Genomic DNA, 1,182 nt, shown 5'->3' on the forward strand with positions numbered 1-1,182 from the left:
CAGGTCGACCAGTTCTCCGGTGGGCCGATCCAGCCGGCGGACGCTGATCAGCAGCCCCTCGAACAGCACGTGGGCGAGATCGGTGATCGACGCCAGGTCGGCACCGGCGGCGGCACGCCGCGAGATCGCGGCCAGCAGTCGCTCCTCGAGCCAGTCCTGCATGCGCCCGTAGACCTCACGCAGCGACTCGGTCTCGTCCATGCGCTCGTAGGCGACGCGATGCAGTCCGCGATAGGGCTGCATACGCACCAGCAGGTCGACCAATTCGTCCCGCGGATCCCCCGCCGACTCGGCCTCGACCAGTGCGCGCGTCTCGGTGAAGACCGAATCGACGACGGCGGCGAAAAGGTCGTCCTTGGTGGGGAAATACCAGTGCACCGCGGCGGGTGCGATACCGGCGGCCCGGCCGACCGCCGCCACGCTGGTGCCGCGATAGCCGTTCGCGGCGAAGAGTTCGCGAGCGTGCGCGACCAGTTCGGCCTGCCGTTCGGCCTTGGGGATGTCCTGGCGATTCTTGGGCATGAGGCAACTCTAGGCCCGCTCTTGACTGAGAGCTAAGACGTGCTCTTAACTGTGAATCAAGAGAAGGCCGGTGCGATGCCGGCGAACAAGGAGGTTCGGCATGCGTCTCTACTCGACCGACGACGGGCTCGCGCGAGAGGACCGCACCGGCGTGCTCGCCGTGCTCGACCTGCCCTACTCCGACGTCGGCGCACTGTTGCGCGGTCCGGGACTCGACGCGGCCCGCACCGCGCCGGTGCTGCGCGAACGGGCCGTCGACCAGGCGGTGCTGCGGCCGCCGGTGGCGCGCCCGGGGAAGGTCCTGATCATCGGATTGAACTACGGGAGCCACGCGACCGAAGCCCTCGAAATGTTCGCGACCCTGGGGAAGACCGGCATCGAACTGCCCAGCGAACCGAACATGCAGGTCACCGCGGGGTCGGCGGTCATCGGTCCCGGTGACCCGATCGTGCTGCCGGACGTGGCGGCCGACCAGGTCGACTACGAGGGTGAGGTCGCGGTCGTCATCGGCACACCCGCCCGCGGCGTGCCCGTCGACCGGGCCTGGGGTCATGTGGCCGGGCTGACCATCGTCAACGATGCCTCCGCCCGCGATATCCAGCTGCGCGCGATGACCGGCGACGCCACCGCGTCCATCGGCGTCGCCAAGAGCTTCGACAC

At 69.0% G+C, this 1,182-nt stretch carries 2 protein-coding genes; one reads left to right on the plus strand and one right to left on the minus strand.

The genetic code is table 11. The features are described 5' to 3' along the window. Positions 1 to 522 (minus strand): TetR/AcrR family transcriptional regulator (locus ACIRS4_RS37965; RefSeq protein WP_404204796.1); only part of this gene is annotated, 522 nt, incomplete at its 3' end. A 100-nt stretch (positions 523 to 622) separates the two neighbouring features. Here ACIRS4_RS37965 and ACIRS4_RS37970 point away from each other — a divergent pair. Then, the coding region (locus tag ACIRS4_RS37970; RefSeq protein ID WP_404204798.1) for a fumarylacetoacetate hydrolase family protein at positions 623 to 1,182 on the plus strand (560 nt) is incomplete at its 3' end.

Source organism: Streptomyces sp. NPDC101166 (assembly GCF_044768125.1).
Classification (GTDB): Bacteria; Actinomycetota; Actinomycetes; order Streptomycetales; family Streptomycetaceae; genus Streptomyces.